The organism is Nitrospira sp. BLG_1, assembly GCF_047338595.1.
Lineage (GTDB): Bacteria > Nitrospirota > Nitrospiria > Nitrospirales > Nitrospiraceae > Nitrospira_D.
The window spans coordinates 421,590-441,665 of sequence record NZ_JBLFBO010000001.1 but is presented as its reverse complement, the minus strand read 5'-3'; the positions used below and the strand labels follow the sequence as shown (position 1 = coordinate 441,665).

Sequence of the window (20,076 nt, the reverse complement as noted above, 5' to 3'; positions counted from 1 at the left end):
AGCATCGCCTTGCCAAGGCGAGGGTCGAGGGTTCAAATCCCTTTTCCCGCTCCAATATATCTTGCCTGAATATCTTGCCTGATGGGCCTTTCAGTCCACCTGTTTTGATTTTGTCATCCCCATGCGAATGGGATAGCGATCTGAATCTGGTGAGAATCAGAGCGTCATGCCTGTGGTTTTCGTAGTTCCAACAGCTGGCGGAGCTGGTCTTCCGTATGCTTCAGATCCTCTGGGGTGAGTGGCACATGACCAAACCTGGTCCGACAATACACCTCCGTAATCGACGCCACAGCCGTATGGGCCTCCCTCCACCGTGCGCGAGTGATCTCGACCAGCTCAAGTGGCGCGACAGCCGTAGAATTTGAAAAACCCTGCCCGGTCAGGTAGGTGCGCATGCGCCGGTAGTATTGCGCGATGACCAGCTCGTGACCCTGACCCTTTTTCCAGAGGCTCCAGGCCACCCACGGCCGCCTCCGACGCAACCAGAAAAAGATAGCGAGACTTATCACTGCGATGCCCAGCAACTCCCCTAGAAACCCGATCCTGACCTGAGACACGTCGCGGGTCACGATCCCGCTAAGAACCGCCAGGAAGGCACCGAAAATGAGCGTCATGGAATCCAGCGCCTTGTTCCGGACCGACATCCCTTCGGCTTTTAATTCCCGGACAACGGCCAGTTGATCTGCCGCACTATACTGGACGAACAATCGGTTCCATTGGAGCTTGATGTTATCCACGATGGGCCCAAGAACTTTCCATACCGAGCCTCCAGCCGCCGGATTCTCTTCAGTGGGAGTTGGATCCATCTTGATCCACCCGGAATGCGGTAGATACACTTCGACCCACGCATGGGCATCCTGTTGTCGGACAACGTAGTAATTTCCATATTCGTTCCATTCCGTGGCCATGAACCCTGTCACCAGGCGGGCGGGAACCCCAACGGTTCGGAGCATGATGACCATTGCCGTCGCATAGTGCTCGCAGTACCCTGTCTTTCTCGCAAAAAGAAATTCTTCTAGCGGTTGACGCAGCTGGGCAAGCGGGGCATCCAGACTGTATCGATAATGACGGGTCAAATAGGCCTGAATCGCGGTAGCCTTTTCATATGGCCGGTAATGTTTCTGCGTCACTTCTCCGGCCAATGCGGTGATACGATCCGACTGAAGGGGAAGTTGCAAATACTGCCTGACCACCCATTCTGGATAAGATCCGGGTTCGGACCCGAGATCCGCCGGTACCAACACGGTGGCACGAGAGACGACGGTGTATTCGATTCGGGACGAACTGGGGAATGGTAGATAAACCGCACCGGTTGCGTCAAAGAAAAGACTGGGGAATACCCCCGTTACGCTTTCGATGAACGGCGCGGCAAACAACACCGGCGTATCCAGTGGCTCGAGAAGAATCTTCTGGTGCATTGCCTCACCAAGCTGGGACCGCGAGACCGTTCGTTTTCCGCGAAACGTGAACGTGCCGGGACTTTCCTCGATGAGACTCCGTCGATAGGTCAGTTGATTCGTCCACACCTTGCCATCGTACTGATCGAAAGACACCCCTCGAATATAGAGTGGTCTGGCGTCATGCAGCGGGCTCCTGGGCAACTCGACTCGCATCACGATGCTGGGGTCCCGCTTGATTGATCCAATCGCGCCTAGGTTCACCTTATCGGAAAACCCGGACAGGCGAAGATTTTGCCCAAACCCCTTCTGATAAATCCCCGCGTTGACCCGCGGAATGATGAAGAAAATCACCACAGTGATAAGAAATGCCCCCAAAGCCAGCCCATTCGCCATCCAAAATAATCGGGGCGAGACCCTGTGGCTTTCTTCATGATTCTCATCTCGAATAGGTAGAGACATCGAGACATCCGCACTAACCTCCGACGTCTTGGTCAACTGAAACAGAAGCAGGGTCCAGACCCCGGCCAGAAGGTAGATTGAAAAAATCGGAAAGAACCACAGATCCGTCGTGAGCGATCCCGAGGCGAGCATGGCGACAAGACTGATCGCATAGAGATGCAGATAGTCGCGTCGGAGTCGGAGGTTGAAGAGCTTGATAACCATCAGAATCATCAAAAAGTGTAGTCCGGCAGGAAGCAGCTCACCGGAAATCCATAAGAGATCGATCCAAAAGCCCACAAAGCCTCCGAGCACAATCAGATTCCATCCAACGGCTGAAACAGGGATCTGTGTGGTGAGTCGATCGACCGGCTTCATTCCCATGTTCCGCAGGAGTACTGCGATCAGCGTCGCACCGGTCACTGCGGCCAGCCACTCCGGCAGCCCAGCCCCCACCGTCAATCCAATGAAGGACGCAGACGCCAGCAGTATGGAGGTCAGATGGAGGGCCTGACTAAGCAACATGGGCGGCTCCAGGGATGAGTGCCCCATCGATCCGGATCCAAGGGAGTTCGGTCTCTCCTACGGAATCAGACCAGGCTTGTATGACAACCACCGTTCCTCCTCCGTCAACCTCGGAATGCGCATCTGCCTCTTGGTCTTGCTGCATGGACTCTGCGGTGGGGGTGATTCGTTCGCAGAGGCCCAGCATGCGGAGTAGGTCAAGGCGATGCGCTTCTCCCTGACCAAACGATGAACGCTCTGATCCTAGACGCAATTGGATGGAGTAGCTGTGGCGCGTCAAATGCTGAACCAGCGATGCAGCTAACGAGACTGCACGCTCAAACGAGGTGTCATGACTCATCGGCACACTCGTTGGCACACAGATGATCGCTCGACGCTGTTCCTCTGCCTCAGTCTCTCGAATGGTCAGTTGAGAAGTCCGTGCCGTCGTCGGCCAATGAATACTCCGGGAATCATCTCCTGCCTGGTAGAGGCGAAGATTGTACAGATCGCTGCCGTGCCCCCGTCGATGGACGGCCTGTTCATACCCCGCGGCAAAGAGACCACGCAGAAGACGGTCATTCACCGGCTGGAGCTCCGGACATACCACGAGAGTGTCCTCCATCGGGTAGAACGCTCGTTTCGTGAAGAGTCCGAAGGGAAACTCAGTGCTGATTCGTACACCATTCAAACGCAGCTTCCCACGGCATATCGGGGTCAATTGGTAGGAGAGCACTCGACTGACCCCTGGGGGAAGGGAGTGAAGCTCCATATTCGGGGAGAGAAATGGATTGCCTCCAACATCACTCAGAGTCAGCGAAAAACTGGTCAAACGCGACTTTCGGTTCTTGACCACGAGCGAAGTGGTAACCGGGGTGTTGACGAAGAGGAGGTCCGGCAGATGCCGTCGGACTTCAAGTCGTCGCAGACAGTACTCCGCCGCTATGCCTGATACCAGAATGAGGCTCAGCATCATGGCCAGGAGCAGATAAAACAGGTTATTACCCGTATTGATGGCCGCAATACCGATCGCCAGTACGAAGATCAGGAATTGCAACCCTTCTGACGTGATCCGTGTGGAGCGATACCGGAAGACTCGATGGGCGAACGTCGGCAACTGAAACGGCATATCCCACCAACACTGAGAGGGCAACAGGAGTTCAGAAACGAACTAGACTGGCACAGGAATCGTGTCGACTAAATCGCGGATGATGCGTTCGGCTTGTTCAAAACTTCGTTGATGGAGACCAGTCTGGCGCGCCACCATGATGCGGTGGGACAGCACGATCGGCGCGAGCTCTTTAATATCATCGGGCAGACAGTAGGTCCGTCCGCGCACGAGCGCCAGTGCTTTTGCAGCACGGCTTAATGCCAGCGCTCCCCTTGTACTCACCCCGAGAGATAGGAGATCGGACTGCCTGGTACTCTGGACAATACTCAGAAGATACTCGGTCAGACTTTCCTCCATAAAGATCTTGTCGACCTGGTCTTGAAGCTGGACCACTTCCGGTGCGGTCAACAGCGGGAGCAGCTCCTCCGCCGGATGCAGGGACGATGCTCGTTCCAGAACTTTCTTCTCTTCTTCCGGTGCCGGATAGCCGATGCGCAACCTCATCAGGAAGCGATCGAGTTGCGATTCGGGAAGTGGAAAGGTCCCGTGATACTCTGCCGGGTTTTGTGTCGCAATGACCATAAAAGGCGGGTTGAGCGGATAGGTCTTATTGTCGAATGAAATCTGCGCCTCACTCATCGCCTCCAAAAGACTGCTCTGCGTCTTCGGCGTCGTGCGATTGATTTCATCCGCCAGAACAATGTTTGCAAAAATGGGTCCCGGGATGAACTCGAATGCCTGCTTTTGCCGATTGAAGATCGACACCCCAACAATGTCGGACGGCAACAGATCGCTTGTAAACTGAATCCGTTTAAACGAACAGTCCAGCGATCGCGCGAGGCTATGGGCGAGTGTGGTTTTTCCCACTCCCGGAACATCTTCAAGAAGGAGATGCCCCCGGGCGAGCAGCGCGACGAGGCACATCTCGATGACATGGGGTTTCCCTTTGATCACCCGAGCAATGTTCTCCTGAATGGCCCGGATGGTCTCCGTAGAAGTCATGATGGAATTAGGGTCTGGGATACTGGAGAAGTGCGTGGTGATCGGACACGATCGAAGTCTAGCAAAGGGCCTGAAGACGGTCAATGAATCGCGTGTTTCGCACGTCCATGCCGCCACGCCAATGCTGAATCGACTTCCCTACGCCGGAACCAACGTGACCAGCCAGGGCGGCACTTCCTCGGTCATGGCGGAGAATTTTCGTGCAGTGCTGCTGGCGGGCATGCCTGGGAAGGTGGCACCACGGCTGACGCGAACGTAGCGAAAGTGTCCGGTCGAGTGATTTGTAGAATCTGACAGATCAGCTGAAGGCAACTGATGCCGAAGAGCTCCTAGGTCGGCGAGCTCCACCGACGCACCAATCGGCAGGTTCGTGAGCTGATCGTAGATCCCGCCAAAGATCGCAGGAAGGTTTGCCGCATGAAACGGTTCGTCCTGGGGACGGTAGCGTGGATCATCCAGCAACTGGGCCAGGATTTCCCAAAACACCTGGTCGTCCACTGAACCCAGTACTACGAGAGAACCCCGCCGGGCAAGCAGCTGCAGCAACGCCAGCGGGCCAATGACATCAAACTTCCAGGGTGGAAAAAGCAGGGCACGAGTCCCGTGCAGAACTTCCAACGCCGGTTCTTTCCCAAAGCGCGTCAGGCGGAAGGTGCCCTTGGTCCGTTGCAGCTCCTCGTGAATGACCGCAGGCGAGAGCCGACTCGGCTCGTATGCAAACGTCGGCGTGGCCGGAGCCCAACAGGTGGCCACGGTATAACGCGGCGCGAGGAGGTCACGCCCATCGAGCTCATTCAGGTTGAATACGTCCTGATGGCCGAAAAAGGCAAAGGAGAGCCCCTGTCTCTGTCGTAACCTGTGCAGTCTTCCTGAATCGGCGTGAAGGGGGCCTCCTAACTGTGATTGCGGATCGAGCCGATCCACCCCATGGAGAATAAGCGGCCGATCGCGCTGATGGAGCTGGGGCCCATACTGGTCGGCGAGTTCTTCGGCGAACGATAGGTCCCCCGTGCCAATATCGAGCACAGAGGCCACATCAGTATTCATGAGGAGATCAAACGGATTGGTAAGGCCACGCACTAATCCTTCTATTGCCTCACTCGAGAGAGAGCTCATCGGCCATTTCGAGGTTGGCGCAGGCACCAAACCAAATGCAATGGTGAGCGCCCGCATGGCTTTGGCAGGTGGAAAACCCGTCACCTGTTTGAGATACTCTCCGTCGAGATCTTGCACTCGCTGCGGTCGTTCCCCCTCAAACAATTGGAGTAAGATCGCTTTCACATTGTCCGGAAGAGGCTGTTCTTTAATGGCAGAGATGAGGCGATCGACCGTCGAGGTGAACGCACGTTTTTCGAGCAACCCCCGTGAAGCATCCCACTGTTTAGGAACACGGTGAGCCTGCCGACTCATGTGACGGCGAAATGACTCGAATGGGTCAGCGGAGTTCATGGGGAAAGCAACAGGTCGTTGACAGTGAGGACGCACACATTTCTTCCGATGGACCAGCATAGTGGGCCACCAACTTTGCCGTCAAGGCGGCTTGTTCGCCTGAGCCGCAGTATGGTAGGAGTGCCCTATGCATGCGTGGCTGGCCCTGCGTCGATGTAGGGGGATTGTCCTGGCTCTGAGTCTCGTGCTCTGGCTCCTCATTGCTTCCGCGAGCGGTGCCATGCCACAGCTCGACTCACCGACAGTCGAACCAGCCGTGACATGGCAGCCCTGGCATATCATCGATACCCGAACAGGCCTCGTCGTCGCCTTTCCTGAATGGATCAAGACTCTGGAGCAGGCAGAGATTATCTATCTGGGCGAAGAACACCACAACCCCTACCATATCGAAGCCGCCTTAAAAGTCTTGAACCAGCTGCTCGCAGATCGGATTTACCCCACTATCGGCATGGAAATGTTTGGGTGGGACGGTCAAGAAGCCTTGGACTCCTACGTCTCCGGCATCCAGTCGATGTCGGACGAGTTTTTGGAAGAGGTACGTTGGAAGCAAAACTGGGGGGGGGAGTTTAGCGATTATGGGCCGCTCGTCACGTTTGCTCGCGAGCGGCAGCTGCCTGTCCGTGCCATGAATCCGCCGAAACCACTGATCCGCCGCATCCTAAAATTGGGACTGGAGCCGGTGAGACATGAACCCGAGTGGGCCGCATCAGGCATGGCTCAAGAAGAGATTGTCGATGATCCCGCGTACCACACCAAGATCATCGATCAATTACGGCGGTGTCATGGCGGAACAGAGGAACACTATCGAACGATGTATGAGGCGTCGATGGTCCGTGATGAGGGTATGGCCAAGACCCTGGTCCAGAGACAGGAAGAAATCCGTCGTGCTGCAGACGGGTTGCGTCGCATCATCTTGAGCTATACAGGGAGCGGACACATCCAATATGGCCTCCCTGTCCCGAAGCGCGTGGCGAGACGGCTGTCCGGTGAGGTCGCGCAAACAACCGTCTACATGATGTCTTTCGAACCAAGCCGAGCCGAAGACGTTCGAGCCCTTCTGGACGATCCCATCGCAGACTATCTGTGGCTCACCCCGATGGGAAAGGCAAACCCCACCAAGCCTTGCAAGTAGTCACATTTCCCCATCTGTCGCCTGCTGCCCTACGGTAAAGGGACACGCTACTAAAGACTAATTGACACTTTCCAGGTCGGTCGTCAAACTGACCACATCATGGCCTTCAGAGGTGCATCAAGGATCCCCCCCATGACAAACAGAATTCCCTGCAGCGCTGAACGACTCACTCTATTAGTTCCACAAATGATTCAGGCTGTGTCGGAAGCTGCCGCCTATCACGTTGCCTGCCAATACGTGACGGAAAAGAGGGTCCGCATCGCCGACGCAAGCGATTCTCAGATCTCGTCAACCGTCATCGGCAACGCCGGTCTCTACGAGCAACAGGTCAACCTGAGAGACGGGTACCTCCTTTCCTCATGCTCCTGCTCCGTACCAGAAGAGCCCTTGTGCCGCCACTCTATCGCTGTTTTGCTGGAGTATCATCGGTGGAGCGCTGCTCAAGAGTCCGTCACGTCGAGCATCCAGAAGGAATCGCCATCACGCCCACAGGCCAAGCATTCCAACAAGCCGTCACCTTTGACCTTGCAGTCGTCCGTTGCCGATATTAAACTGAGTGACATCCTGAAATTTGTGGAATGGTTGCAACTAGCAATGAAGGCCATTGAAAAAGAACAGCCGCTGCCTCCTTCGCCTGTCATTGAAGCAGGAGAAGTTTCCGCATGGATCCTTGCGATCAAGAGCCTGGAGGATCGACGCCGGGAAACAGAGGATGTGTTAGCGACCCTAGAGGCTGAACTACGAGATCGCAAGGCGTATGCAGGACGCCTCACACAACAACTCCAGGCCTCGGTGGCAGAACTTAAAGCAACCCAGACGACCTCACGTGATCTTGAGCGCGAAGTCAACACCTATCGGGCCACCCTCACGAAACTGGGAGAATTGACGAACGAGGTGGCACAATATGATGAGCAGATTCGTATGGCAGCCCGTGAAATTCTGGAGAAAGGGTCACACTTTGACAAGGTGGCCACGTCTTTTAAGGAAGTTGCCGACGAGCTTCAATCCGTAGCCAAGACGACCCCTCACCCATAACGGGTTATTCTCTCTTCTCCGTGCCTTTCTGCCTCTCTGGGGCTGCCTCTTGCACCATGCAGTCGATGTCCAGTAAAATGCGCCCACTTTTTGTCTTCCGTGGATTTAGAAAGGGGAAGAGATGATGCAGTTATTTTCACGAACCGGACTCTTCACCGGGGCCTTACTGGTCCAGGCATTGCCGGCGATGGCAAACGTGTCGGAAGGGCCCCCGGATTATAGCGGGATCACCGGCCTGTATTATGTGCTGATCGCGATCGTGCTCATCTACGGCGTCTACGACACGTTTTTCAAGAAGTCCTAAGATCCCGATCGATCGACCTCGTGACAGTCTTTCCCCGTCTACTCGGAGAGGGGGAAGATTTGTCTGCTTGGTGTGGCAGGGTTTGTCTCACTTCTGGCTCTCCGGCAATTTGAGTAACGGGCCGAGTATCTTGAGTACCTGTTCCACAACCAACGCGTAGCCCTTGGCGGTCGGATGAATCCCATCAGCCTGATTGAGGGATGAAGATCCACCCACTCCCTCGAGAAAGAAGGGAATCAACGGAAGCCGGTATTCCTTGGCCAGTGATGGATAGATCCCTTCAAACCGTGCGAGGTAGTCCTGGCCATAATTCGGCGGTAATTTCATTCCAGCCAAGACGACCCCCACACCGGCCTCTTGCAACCGCTGAATGATCTCGCGCAAGTTGTGTCGGGTTTGATCAACGCTGAGTCCTCTCAGTCCATCGTTTGCACCTAACTCAAGAATGACCACGTCTGGTTTGTTCGTGAGGATCCACGGCACACGACGCAGACCCCCGGCTGTCGTGTCGCCGCTCACCCCCGCATTGACGACCCGATAGGAATACCCGAGCGCATCAAGGCTCCGTTGTAATTGAGCCGGATACGATTCTTCGGCTGGTACCCCAATTCCCGCCGTCAGACTGTCTCCGAAAGCCACGATACGTGGTCTGGTATCCGGCGTGGAGGGAGAAGCCCCTCCTGGTGTAAGGTGCCAGAACACGGTGACGATAGCGAACGTGATTAGAAGACAAATCCTTCGGAGCGGCATAACTTATCTCATCACTCGCACCTACATCTCAGACAGTATACTATCAGTCTGATTATCGTCTCCTCTGCAGAAATAGAGGGTTGGCATGATTTCAGTACAACAGGTGTCGATGGTCTTAGTTGCAGCCGGGCAGGCTGTCAGGATTCTCGACCACATTAGTTTTATCATTCCAGCTCAGCAGTCGGTGGCTATTGTGGGACCGTCCGGGAGTGGGAAGTCGACGCTATTGGGACTGATGGCCGGACTCGATCAACCGACGTCCGGCACGATTACTCTGGATGGAACCGACATCACGACCATGACCGAGAGCCGAATGGCACAATTTCGGCGTGAAAACATTGGATATATTTTCCAATCGTTTCACCTGATCCCTACCCTCACGGCCGTTGAGAATGTCGCGGTACCCTTGGAATTGAACGGGGAGAAACGAGCCGGAGATCGGGCGGCAGAGTTGCTCTCCTCCGTCGGATTATCCGACCGCATGGGGCACTATCCGGTCCAATTATCGGGAGGAGAACAACAGCGTGTCGCAGTCGCACGGGCCTTTGCCTGTCGACCACCGATACTCCTGGCCGATGAGCCGACGGGTAATCTCGACAGTGCCACCGGGGCACAGATCGTTGAATTGCTGCTGTCGCTGCACCGCGATCATGGTACGACCTTGGTCCTCGTGACCCACGATGTCGCACTCGCCACATCGATGCAACGGGTGCTGTCTCTTCGCGATGGACAGGTGGAGTCCGATACCTTACCGCCGTCTGGCGAGGCCACTGATAGGCCCGCTCACGACACGGTCAACAATAATCCAGGCTACACTGCCGAGCATCCAACCTCCGCGCTCTCCTCAAGATTCCGCTCATGACTCCCTTCACGTTCAACATGGCATGGCGCGAGACACGCTCGGCTTGGCGGCACTTTGTCTATTTCTTAGTCTGCATCGCCATTGGCGTCGGTGCGTTGACCGGAGTGTCCCTCTTCGGAGCGGAAGTGGAGAAGACCGTTAACCAGGAAGCGCGGGGCCTTCTAGGGGGCGACCTTGAGATCCGACTGTCTCGCCCCATCAGTCCTCAAGGGCAGGCGATTTTGGAGTCATTGAGTCCACGTGGGATATCGCTCACACATGTCAGTGAGTTGATTGCGATGGTGGCCAGGACCGACTCCTCCACAAGCGGACAGCCGACACAAATTGTGGAACTTAAGGCTGTGGGGCCAGAATATCCGCTCTATGGCACGGTTCGCTTGGAACCCCAGGGCAAACTGGCGGAGCTTCTCGGCCAACAATCAGGCCGGTGTCAAGACCAGGCCACTTTTGGTGTGGTCGTCCAAGAATCGCTCTTGATCAAGATGGGGCTCCGGATTGGAGACTGTCTCAAGATTGGTCAGGGATTCTTCGGGATTGTTGCGATGGTCAGAACTGAACCGGATCGTATGGCCAATGCCTTCAGCCTCGGCCCCCGAGTGTTGATGTCTCGAGAAGGTCTTCATGCAGCTGAGCTAGTCAAGGTGGGCAGTCGCGTACGTGAGCGGTATCTGGTCAAGATCCCGTCCGATCTTTCCGCTGATCCGCTTTTGTATGAACTACGGGGGCGGCTGGAGTCGGATGCCGCCCGCGTGTCGGGCTATAAGGACGCCCAACCGCAACTGAAACAATTCTTGGATCAGCTGACCCGCTATCTCGGCCTGATTGGGCTGACCGCGTTGTTCATCGGCGGGTTGGGCGTAGCAACTTCCGTGCATGCCTTTGTCCGAGAAAAGCTGACGACCATTGCCGTCCTCAAGACGATCGGGGCTGATTCTCCGACGATCATCTGGACCTATGCCCTTCAGGCCATGATGCTCGGTCTCGCCGGTAGTATGATCGGTCTGGCCATCGGAATCTTACTCCAGCAAGGGCTTCCATGGATAATTGCCGCCTTGATGGTCTCGGATCTCCTGGATCAACTGGGATTGGCCGAAGGGGGCATGGGCATTTCACTTGTGCCTTTGGTGAAGGGGTTGGCCTTAGGCCTGTTGTCCACACTGCTGTTTACCTTGTGGCCGCTATTGACTATTCGTGAAGTGAAGCCGGCTCGAATTTTTCGACGTGAGATCGTCCCCATGGCTCCTGCGATAAGTCAGAACATGCGCCAATGGTGGAACACCTGGCGAGAGGTTGATCGGGGGAAGGCCATCACGTCGATCGGGATCGGGCTTGGCTTGGCGCTCTTGTCAATGTGGCAAGCCGGCTCCTGGAAAGTGGGAGCGCTTTTCATTGCAGCCTTTACCGGTGCTGTGTTGCTATTGGGGCTTGCAGCCTGCGTCCTGCTCCGTGCCCTCACGAGATGGCCCAGGCCAGACCTGCTCATTTTTCGCCAAGCGCTGGGGAATGTGCTGAGACCCGGAAGCCAAGCGGTCAGCATCACCATTGCCATCGGGATCGGAGTGATGGTCGTCACGACCGTGTCACTGGTTGAACGGTCACTCCTCGCGCAGGTCGGCGAGAACCGGCCCACCGATGCGCCCACATTTTTTTTCATCGATATTCAGCCCGATCAGACCGAAGAGTTTCTCCGTCTGATGCATCAACAGACCAACGACCAGGCTCCTCGCTTGACACCACTGGTTCGATCACGGCTCGCCTCGATCAAGGGCCAACCCATCAGGCTCGAAGCGTTATCCGAGGCTGAAGAACAGAAAGAAAGGTCTGAGGCTAAAAAGGAACAGCGAAAAAAATGGTACCTCACGCGCGAGTATGTCCTGACGTTCCTGCAGGAGCTTCCGAAAGATAACAAGGTTGTCGCGGGCGAGTGGTGGAAACCTGGCCAGAGCTTCACCAAGCCGCTGATTTCGATCGAGGAAGAGGCCGCGGCACAACTTGGTCTCATGGTCGGAGATACGATGGAGGTGGATATCCAAGGGGTCCCTGTGACGGGAGAGGTCGGGAGCATCCGAAAGGTGGAGTGGGGAAACTTCTCGACGAATTTCTACATGATCTTTTCCCCTGGATCCCTGGATGGAGCCCCACATACCTATGTGGCGACAGTCCATGTATCACCCTCCGAAGAGGTTGCCGTACAGCAGGCGGTCGTCACGACCTTTCCGAACGTGACCGCAATTAACATGGGCGACATGCTCAACAGTTTCGCGCGGGTGCTCGACCGACTCTCTTTGGCCATTCGCGCAGTGGCCCTGTTCTGTGTCCTGTCCGGTTGCTTCGTGATGGCGGCAGCATTGGCGGCGACTCGCTATCGACGCTTATATGAATCGGTCATTCTCAAAGCCTTGGGAGCAACCAGAATGGTGATTGCTCAGTCGTTTGCCGTTGAATATGCTCTACTGGGTGCATTGGGTGGGCTATTGGGGACGGTACTGGCGAGTGTTCTCTCCTGGGTGGTCCTTGAGACGGTGTTCGATCTTTCCTGGAGCCTTCAACTAGGCGTTCTGGCATCGGGCTGCGCCGCCACCATGATACTGACCGTGCTGGTCGGTTTTTTCAGTACCTACCGAATCCTCGGACAACCTCCGCTGGCCGTCCTGCGGCATGAGTGATAACAGGTAACAGACCACTGGTCACATATTCGCTCTACGTGAATCGACACCTCCTCGTCTGTATGCCGGCTCCGCCGAAGACCCTACCAGACTTGCATCACCTGATGCAGCGTAACTGCATTACCTTCAGAGTCGAGAATGCCTGCGAGGCGACACACTGGGGTCGAGAGCGGCTCGAGCTTTACGCGCACACCCTTCGCGCGTAATTATTCCACCATCTGATCGACATTCTGGACTTCGAAGGCGATACTCCCTCCGGTTTCGGCGCTGGGTGCCCCTCTTGCTTGAGGTCCGTGAGGACGAAGGTTCCACCGTCGAGATCGTATTCGACCCACTCAAACTCACTCGCCTCACGCCGCATCAACCGAAGACCGAGCGTGTCTTCATAAAACCGACGGGCTCGCGCCATATCGGCCATGGGATACATGGTAAACGCGATATGCTTGATCATGATGAGACTCCTGATTGTTGACGCTGAAGAGACACCCGCAGTGTGGCACCATCCCGTTCACGGAACAAGACGGCCACACGAAGTTGCTCCAAGTATTGCTCCAGCGTTTTTCCACCCAGGTCGACCTTGCGAGAGGTAAAGAAGCTGCGCACGTCTTCCTCAAGCTCCGGAGTTGCCAGACCGACGATGCCGCCACACATCCTTCTGAGGCCTTGTTTCGGAAAAAGTCGGTCCATCTGATCCCAATTGGCCTTTACAAAATCCCAGGCTTGTTCACGGCTGTACACATTCGACATCAATGCCCCGACGATGAAGGGCGCATCTTGGGTGCGGATCTCTCCGTTGATCGTCTTCTCCAATGTGCGCGTAGCTGCGGATGGCAGGCAAAATGCTGCCAATGAGAACAGATACCGGCGTTCCTCTTGTGGAGTGGCGGCCGTTCGATAGCGTTCTGAGAATTCATCGTAGCGTGCCTCGTCTCCCGTATGGGCCAGGATGGCGACGAGCGCCGGCACGATATTGGAATCGACGGTCGTTGGGTCCTTGCGATAGCGCTGATACCGATCTGCTGCCTCGTGCTGCGTTGCCGCGTCGTTGCCCTGCTTCCCAAGAGCACCGAGGAGATCGCCACGCAATTGTCGAACAAGATCCGATTCGTCAGACCTAGGGTCCCACCCTAACTCGTCTACGGCCTGCCTCACACAGCCGCACACAAATGCTTCGAGTGCGGGTCGATCGCCCGGCGAAATCAGTCGGTTCAAAAATGAGAAGGAGTCCAGCAGGACCGCCCAGACATTCTTGTCTCGTTCACTTTTAAAATGGGTGGTAATCCGGAGGTACTCCGGCAGTGGTGTCACCCCGGCGATAGTGGTGGCCCAGGCATCACTGACCAGGGCAAATCGTTCAATGGCTGCCAAACGCTCAAGGCCTTGATCAAGGAGTTGCTGTAGGAGCGCCCCTTGGTGGCGGACCCGATAAAAGCCATGTCCTCCTTCGTTGACAAAAATCGAGGTGACGCCAGCCGGGAGGTCGATATTTGTTTCCCGTTCCGTTAACAACAGCTTGTGATGTTCCGGACGTTCTCTGATAGTGAAACGAATCTGAATCGGGATCTGCCAGAGTTGTTGCGTGGTCGACTCCTGCGACAGATAGGTGAATCGTTGCTGCGAGAGCCTCAGTTGATTCCCCTGCACTTCAGCCGTCACTAATGGGAAACCGGGCTGAAAGATCCACCCGTCCATCAGCTCAGGAACCGGTTGATGAGCCACCGCGCCCAGCGACGTCCACAGATCCTTCGTATCCGCATTGCCATAGGCATGGGTGCGGAGATACTGTCGCACCCCATCACGAAATACGGTGGGTCCGATATGCTGCTCCAACATCCGAAGAACCGATGCCCCTTTTTCATACGTCAAGATGTCAAACATCGCATCTGCATCCTTAGGGGCACGCACTGGGTACTCGATCGGTCTCGTACTCACCAACCCGTCGACTGAGAACGCGGCGGCTCGTGCAACACTGAAACTCTCCCATCGCTTCCATTCCGGTTTCCAATCATCGACCGCCAGCATTTCCATGAAGGTCGCAAAGGCTTCATTGAGCCACAGCCCGTTCCACCAAGACATGGTGACAAGATCGCCGAACCACATGTGGGCGTTTTCATGCGCCACCACGTCGGCCACTCGTTCAAGCTCGGCATGTGTTCCCGTACGTTGATCTACAAGTAACGCAGTTTCCCGAAACGTAATCGCGCCAAGGTTTTCCATGGCCCCTGATGCAAAGTCCGGGATTGCGAGGAGATCCAGCTTATCTCCGGGGTAAGAGATCCCGTAGTAGTCTTCAAAAAACTTGAGCGACGCTGTCGCGATATCTTGCCCGAAAGGGGTGAGCTGCTGCTTGCCAGGAATCGTCCAGAGTCGAATCGGCGCCTTCCCAACATAAGCAGGTTTCGTCGTTTCAAGCCGTCCCACGATGAAGGCCACCAGATAGGTCGACATGGTAATGCTATCGGCAAATCGGACGACCTTCTTGTTATTCTCCATCGACTCGGAAATGATCGTGGTATTCGACACAGCCGTGAGCTGTGGATCAATCAGCAACGTTGTGGCAAAGACCGCTTTGAAATCAGGCTCATCCCAACATGGGAAGGCCCTACGCGCATCAGTCGCCTCGAACTGCGTGGCGACCAACGTCTGCACTGTTCCTGACTGGTCCTTGTAGGTACTGCGATAGAATCCACGGAGCTGGTCGTTCAGTTTCCCATGGAACGAGAGGTAGAGCTTCCAAGCACCTTGTGAAATGGGCCTTCCAAGTGAGAGTGTGGCCCGTTGGAGAGAATGGTCCAATTCGGTGGTCGCTTCAATTCGATGCCCATCCTGTCCTTCCAGCCGCGCGGTATCAACGACGAGATCGACAGCATTCAAGATGATCGCTTGTGTTGTCTGGTGTACCGTGAGGGTGATCGTCACCTGACCAGTAAATATCGCGGTTGTGAGATCCGGTTCGAGCCGGAGCTCATACCGAGTCGGAACTACATGGCGTGGCAGTCGATAGGGGTCGATCGTGAGCGTCGCATCAGACATGATGTCTTCACCTTTGAGTCCGGACCTTGTCATGGCATGGGTTATTGCTGCTGAAGGAAATGTATACGCTATCGGGATGGTCAGAAGAAAGCGAGTGTATCGACGGAAAATCAGAAGAAAGTTACGCCGGCTGAGCGACAGGCTATTTCCTAGGCGCATGCACCGTGCGAACACCTTGGGGTGTGCCGATGATCAGCACATCCGTCCGCCCGACAAAGAGACCTGTTTCAACGACGCCAGGGATCAAATTGAGGGCCGTTTCGAGTTCGCCCGGCTGGGTGATCCGATCGAGATGGACATCGACAATGAAGTGGCCGGCTTCGGTGAGAAAGGGACCTCCGTTCCGCTCGCGCAAGACAACTCGGCTCTTGGTGAGCGATTCGATCTCTCTTGCGGTACTTCCCCACCCGAAGGGAATGACTTCGATTGGCAGGGGAAAAGACCCACCCAGGATCGGGACTTGTTTTGTGTGGTCCACGACTACGATGAATTGTTTGGCTGAGGAGGCCACGATTTTTTCCTTTAAGAGGGCCCCGCCGCCGCCCTTGATGAGATTGAACTGTGGATCGACCTGATCGGCCCCGTCGATGGCAACGTCAATCTCCCATCGGTTGTCTGCTTCGAGAAGGGGAATACCGGCTTGCTTGGCAAGCGCCGCGGTTTCTTGAGACGTCGGAACCCCTCTCAGGGTCATACCAGCCCGAACCTTCTCCCCCAAGGCTCGGATCATATGTTTGGCCGTGGAGCCGGTTCCGAGTCCAACCACCATCCCGTTGCGGATGAATTGCGCTGCCTCGGTTGCAGCCGTTTTTTTGAGTTGGTCGAGATCGTCTGAGATCATGATGCTTGCTTGAGCGACAGGGCACCGGCTACGGACGCTGCACCGAGCAGAGCCGTTTGCTGATTCATGATCACTTTGACCGGCATCTTACTCAGCAATTTTTTATAACGTCCTTTGTTCAGGAATCCTTTCATAAAGGTCCCGTCTTTGAGTTTTGTAATGAGTTTCGGCGCTATCCCACCCCCCACGTACACCCCATCCAGCGAGAGCGCCTTCAAGGCAAGGTTTCCGGATTCTGCTCCATAAATTGACGCAAAGAGTTCCAATGCCTGCGTGGCAATTTCCGCTTGACCTTGGAGACCGGCTTGGGCAATTTCCGCCGCTGGATTACCGGCCTTAATTTTTTCCATGAGCCATGTCGGCTCATTCTTCTTCGTATCACGCAAGAACTCATAAATCGCGTGGAGACCCGGCCCGGACAAAATTCGCTCATAGCTGACATGGAGATATTGGCTCCGCAGATACCGAAGAAGCTCGATTTCCTGATCATTGTTCGGCCCGAAATCCGCATGTCCTCCTTCTGACGGCATAGGGCGATATGATTTACCGTCCCAAAACAGAATGGCCTCGCCCAATCCTGTCCCAGCCGCAATCAGGGCAAGCGCCTGTCGTTTTTTAGGTGGATTCCCGGCATTCAATACTTCCAACTCATCTGGACGCAGTGACAGAATGCCATACGCCGTGGCTTCCAAATCATTGAGCAACTGCACGCGAGGAACTGCAAATCGATCTGCGATCGTGAGTCCATCCACGACCCAGGGGAGGTTGGTCGTCTCGCAATGGTTGTCGATGACCGGTCCCGCAATGCCGAAGCACGCGGCTGTGACCTTCACCTCTGAAGCGGTCTGTAGCCCCTCTTTCTCGCTGGCATTGGATTGGTCCGAGCCCACTGCCACTGATGGTGCCGGTGGGCTCAGGAATTCCGACAGGATATCCTCCAGCGAGGTATAGTCGGCACTGTGAAAACTCTCCAGGCGAATCGGGTCCACACGCTCGTTCGTCCACTCATAGAGCGCAAGGTTGGTCTTTGTTCCCCCAATATCTCCCGCGAGAATCATACGTCTCCTTACTGTGGCCGTTGCCTTGTCAGCCCTGCTGCAGCCGCTTGGTCCAGCATCCAGACAAGCTGCCCGGATTCGGGAGTGATCTGAGCAGCGGGCAGAGACCGATCCGCTTCCGATGTCGGTTCGAGAATCCGACGGATCATGTCGGCTTTCCCCTTGCCGGTCACGAGGAACAGTACCATAGCTGCCTGATTCAACACACCTAGAGTCAACGTCAGGCGGGATCGGATCCCCGTGGGGGCTTGGCCGACAGTGACGATCTTCGTTGTCTCCTGCAAGGCAGATGTCCCAGGAAAGAGCGAGGCTGTATGCCCATCGTCACCCAGACCCAGCAGAACGAGGTCGATCCGAGGCATTGTAGGCGGTTGAGTCTCAGTTAGTTGGCGGATGGTCTGCTCGTACTCCCGAGCGACAGGTGAAGGGTCTTCACCCTCGCCCTTCATCCTGAATATGTGATTTGGCGGAATAGCCAACGGGTGGAAAAGCGAGGCCTGCGCCATGTTGAAATTACTGTCCTGATGGTCTGGAGGGACGCAGCGTTCATCACCGAATAGGAAATGGATCTTCTTCCAATCAAACCTGGTCTTCCACTCTGGCGATGCAAGGGTTTGATAGAGTGTCTTCGGGGTCGAGCCTCCGGAAAGGGCCATGATGAACCGCCCATTGGCCAGAATGGCCCGTTCACTGACGGAGGCAATGAACGCAGCAGCCTGGTGTGCCCAATTCTGAACGGAGCCCGCAACGCGGATGTCCGGAATGGCTGCCATATCAACGACGCGTTTTCCGGTAAGGTTTCCTCGTTCCTGTTCGCCGACCAGACCGACGAGTCCCCGTCACCGCTGCCGCGATAGCATTGACGACGGTCACGGGGTTTCTTCCCAATTGAACCCGTAGGGCCTGCCGATGGTGCGTACGGAGTGATTCGAGATCTCCGCTCGCCTGGGCATTCGCCAAGGTTCCAAATGAAAATGGTCTCCCAGGAATAGGCAGATCGGGAACCATGCGATCCACTAATTCCAGGAACACACCGGTATTCGGTCCTCCCTTGTGGAGTTGTCCTGTTGAGTGGAGATAGCGCGGTCCGTAGCCAAATGTCGTGGCCACGGAGTATGTAGACATGAGCGCGCGGCGGAGCCGACCGACAGCTGCTTCGAGAGGACGGGTTGGAGTGGTGTATCCAAGCATCGACAGGTATGTCCCTGGTTGAAGAAGCCCCGACAACGCCTTCGCCACCTCCTTCGGCTGATGGTTGGGTTGAGCCAGCAACCTCCCTGTCGATTGGAAAGTCTCAAGCACTCGATTCGTGTTGTCTTTGCTTTCCTGGACATTCGGCTGGTCGAACGGGTGAATACCCAGGACATGGCCCGCCACCGCCGTGGCAAACTCCCATCGGAAAAACTCAGCGCCCAGATCATAACAATCGCGAAGATTAAATTGCAGAACCGGCTGATCAGCCTTCACCAGTGCCTGTACGGCTTGATCGAGCGCTGCGTTCTTCTCTCTGCTCAACTTGAGGTACACAAAGAATCGATCGGCTCCATACGCATTCGGTTTCAGAACCGGTTCCTGTGCGATGGGAATGAGGCCCGTCCCTTCCTTGCCTGTACTTTCTGCGAGGAGCTGTTCAACCCAGAGACCGAAAGTGGTCAGAGACGGTGACGCAATGACCGTCACCTTATCACGGCCAGTCTTCGCAAGGCTGCCCATCGCGGCACCCAGATACGCGCCGGGATTGGCCTGCATGTCTGTCGACAACCGGCATCGTTCAGCCATACCGGCAGCCCGGTCCAGGAGTTTGGGGATATTCACCCCAAGGAGGGCCGCCGGAACCAACCCAAAGAGGGACAGAACGGAATAGCGTCCACCGATATCGCCGGGGTTGGAGAAAATCTCACCAAACCCGTAGTCTTTCGCCATCTTTTCCAAACCCGTGCCTGGGTCAGTAATCGCAACAAACTGGCTCCCTCCCTGATTCCCCTTCGCCTTCGTCATCAGTTTCCAAAAGTGTGCGAAGAGCGACATAACTTCGATGGTTCCCCCGGATTTACTTGCGACTAGAAAGAGCGTCCGTGCCGGAGAGATAGCCTTGGTGACTTGGCGTATCCACCCCGGAATCGTCGAATCAAGCACCCATAGTCGTGGGGCTCCTTTCTGAGGTCCGAACACCGTACGAAAAACCTCCGGTCCTAGGCTACTCCCACCCATCCCCAGTAGCACGACATCCTTTATACTGTGTTGTTTTGCATCCGCCACACAGCGCTGTAGGAGCTCGAGCTGTTGGCGCATCTGGTCCTGGACCGTCAACCACCCCAACCGATCAGTAATTTCCTTGGGATCCGGTTTCCAGAGCCGATGGTCTTTCGACCAGATTCGTTCGATCACCTGATCACGGTTCAGTGCTTCAAGGACCGGCTGGACGGTTGCGCGGAACAACGGCGGCAGCTTGTCGCTGGGGCGCATAGACATCGACCTCCTAGTTCAACAG

At 55.7% G+C, this 20,076-nt stretch carries 16 protein-coding genes; 5 read left to right on the top strand and 11 right to left on the bottom strand.

Features of this window, described 5'->3' with window-relative positions:
- Window positions 1–164: 164 nt before the first annotated feature.
- The 4 genes from ACMTNU_RS02150 to ACMTNU_RS02135 all read right to left on the bottom strand — a co-directional run bounded on the left by ACMTNU_RS02150 (window position 165) and on the right by ACMTNU_RS02135 (window position 5,904).
- The gene (locus ACMTNU_RS02150; protein WP_413933544.1) at window positions 165–2,363 is read right to left on the bottom strand and encodes a DUF3488 and DUF4129 domain-containing transglutaminase family protein; all 2,199 of its coding nucleotides are present in this window, start codon (window positions 2,361–2,363) and stop codon (window positions 165–167) included.
- Complete coding sequence (locus ACMTNU_RS02145; RefSeq protein WP_413933543.1) at window positions 2,353–3,471, bottom strand: DUF58 domain-containing protein; 1,119 nt, start codon at window positions 3,469–3,471, stop codon at window positions 2,353–2,355. The genes ACMTNU_RS02150 and ACMTNU_RS02145 overlap by 11 nt, the downstream gene beginning before the upstream one ends.
- A gap of 42 nt (window positions 3,472–3,513) precedes the next feature.
- Window positions 3,514–4,455 carry an AAA family ATPase gene (locus ACMTNU_RS02140; protein WP_413933542.1) on the bottom strand — a complete coding sequence of 314 codons (942 nt, stop codon included), beginning with the start codon at window positions 4,453–4,455 and terminating at the stop codon, window positions 3,514–3,516.
- 138 nt (window positions 4,456–4,593) lie between these two features.
- A complete protein-coding gene (locus ACMTNU_RS02135) occupies window positions 4,594–5,904 on the bottom strand; it encodes a hypothetical protein (RefSeq protein ID WP_413933541.1) in 1,311 nt (436 codons plus the stop codon).
- Between the two features lie 127 nt (window positions 5,905–6,031).
- Here ACMTNU_RS02135 and ACMTNU_RS02130 point away from each other — a divergent pair, with 127 nt between their 5' ends.
- From ACMTNU_RS02130 to ACMTNU_RS02120, 3 genes are all read left to right on the top strand, one after another.
- A complete protein-coding gene (locus tag ACMTNU_RS02130) occupies window positions 6,032–7,036 on the top strand; it encodes a ChaN family lipoprotein (RefSeq protein WP_413933540.1) in 1,005 nt (334 codons plus the stop codon).
- Between the two features lie 132 nt (window positions 7,037–7,168).
- Window positions 7,169–8,071, top strand: a complete 903-nt coding sequence (locus tag ACMTNU_RS02125; RefSeq protein ID WP_413933539.1) for a hypothetical protein — start codon at window positions 7,169–7,171, stop codon at window positions 8,069–8,071.
- 121 nt (window positions 8,072–8,192) lie between these two features.
- Window positions 8,193–8,375, top strand: a complete 183-nt coding sequence (locus ACMTNU_RS02120) for a hypothetical protein (RefSeq protein WP_413933538.1) — start codon at window positions 8,193–8,195, stop codon at window positions 8,373–8,375.
- An 87-nt stretch (window positions 8,376–8,462) separates the two neighbouring features.
- Here ACMTNU_RS02120 and ACMTNU_RS02115 read toward each other — a convergent pair whose 3' ends face one another.
- A complete protein-coding gene (locus ACMTNU_RS02115; protein WP_413933537.1) occupies window positions 8,463–9,125 on the bottom strand; it encodes an arylesterase in 663 nt (220 codons plus the stop codon).
- Between the two features lie 85 nt (window positions 9,126–9,210).
- Between ACMTNU_RS02115 and ACMTNU_RS02110 the strand changes: the two genes are divergently transcribed.
- Window positions 9,211–9,987 (top strand): ABC transporter ATP-binding protein, encoded by a 777-nt coding sequence (locus tag ACMTNU_RS02110; RefSeq protein WP_413933536.1) that lies wholly within the window; start codon window positions 9,211–9,213, stop codon window positions 9,985–9,987.
- A complete protein-coding gene (locus ACMTNU_RS02105) occupies window positions 9,984–12,653 on the top strand; it encodes an ABC transporter permease (protein ID WP_413933535.1) in 2,670 nt (889 codons plus the stop codon). The genes ACMTNU_RS02110 and ACMTNU_RS02105 overlap by 4 nt, the downstream gene beginning before the upstream one ends.
- Window positions 12,654–12,834: 181 nt before the next feature.
- On the opposite strand, the gene ACMTNU_RS02100 is transcribed toward ACMTNU_RS02105, so the two are convergent.
- The 6 genes from ACMTNU_RS02100 to ACMTNU_RS02075 all read right to left on the bottom strand — a co-directional run bounded on the left by ACMTNU_RS02100 (window position 12,835) and on the right by ACMTNU_RS02075 (window position 20,057).
- Window positions 12,835–13,104 (bottom strand): VOC family protein, encoded by a 270-nt coding sequence (locus tag ACMTNU_RS02100; protein ID WP_413933534.1) that lies wholly within the window; start codon window positions 13,102–13,104, stop codon window positions 12,835–12,837.
- Complete coding sequence (locus tag ACMTNU_RS02095) at window positions 13,101–15,686, bottom strand: M1 family metallopeptidase (protein ID WP_413933533.1); 2,586 nt, start codon at window positions 15,684–15,686, stop codon at window positions 13,101–13,103. The genes ACMTNU_RS02100 and ACMTNU_RS02095 overlap by 4 nt, the downstream gene beginning before the upstream one ends.
- A gap of 142 nt (window positions 15,687–15,828) precedes the next feature.
- Complete coding sequence (gene rpiA / locus ACMTNU_RS02090) at window positions 15,829–16,527, bottom strand: ribose-5-phosphate isomerase RpiA (RefSeq protein ID WP_413933532.1); 699 nt, start codon at window positions 16,525–16,527, stop codon at window positions 15,829–15,831.
- On the bottom strand, window positions 16,524–17,585 hold the full coding sequence (glk, locus tag ACMTNU_RS02085) for a glucokinase (protein WP_413933531.1): 1,062 nt from the start codon (window positions 17,583–17,585) through the stop codon (window positions 16,524–16,526). Before glk ends, rpiA begins: the two co-directional genes overlap by 4 nt.
- A gap of 8 nt (window positions 17,586–17,593) precedes the next feature.
- Window positions 17,594–18,358, bottom strand: coding sequence for a 6-phosphogluconolactonase (pgl, locus tag ACMTNU_RS02080; RefSeq protein ID WP_413933530.1), 765 nt, complete (start codon window positions 18,356–18,358; stop codon window positions 17,594–17,596).
- A 1-nt stretch (window position 18,359) separates the two neighbouring features.
- Window positions 18,360–20,057, bottom strand: a complete 1,698-nt coding sequence (locus tag ACMTNU_RS02075) for a glucose-6-phosphate isomerase (protein WP_413933529.1) — start codon at window positions 20,055–20,057, stop codon at window positions 18,360–18,362.
- Window positions 20,058–20,076: the final 19 nt, after the last annotated feature.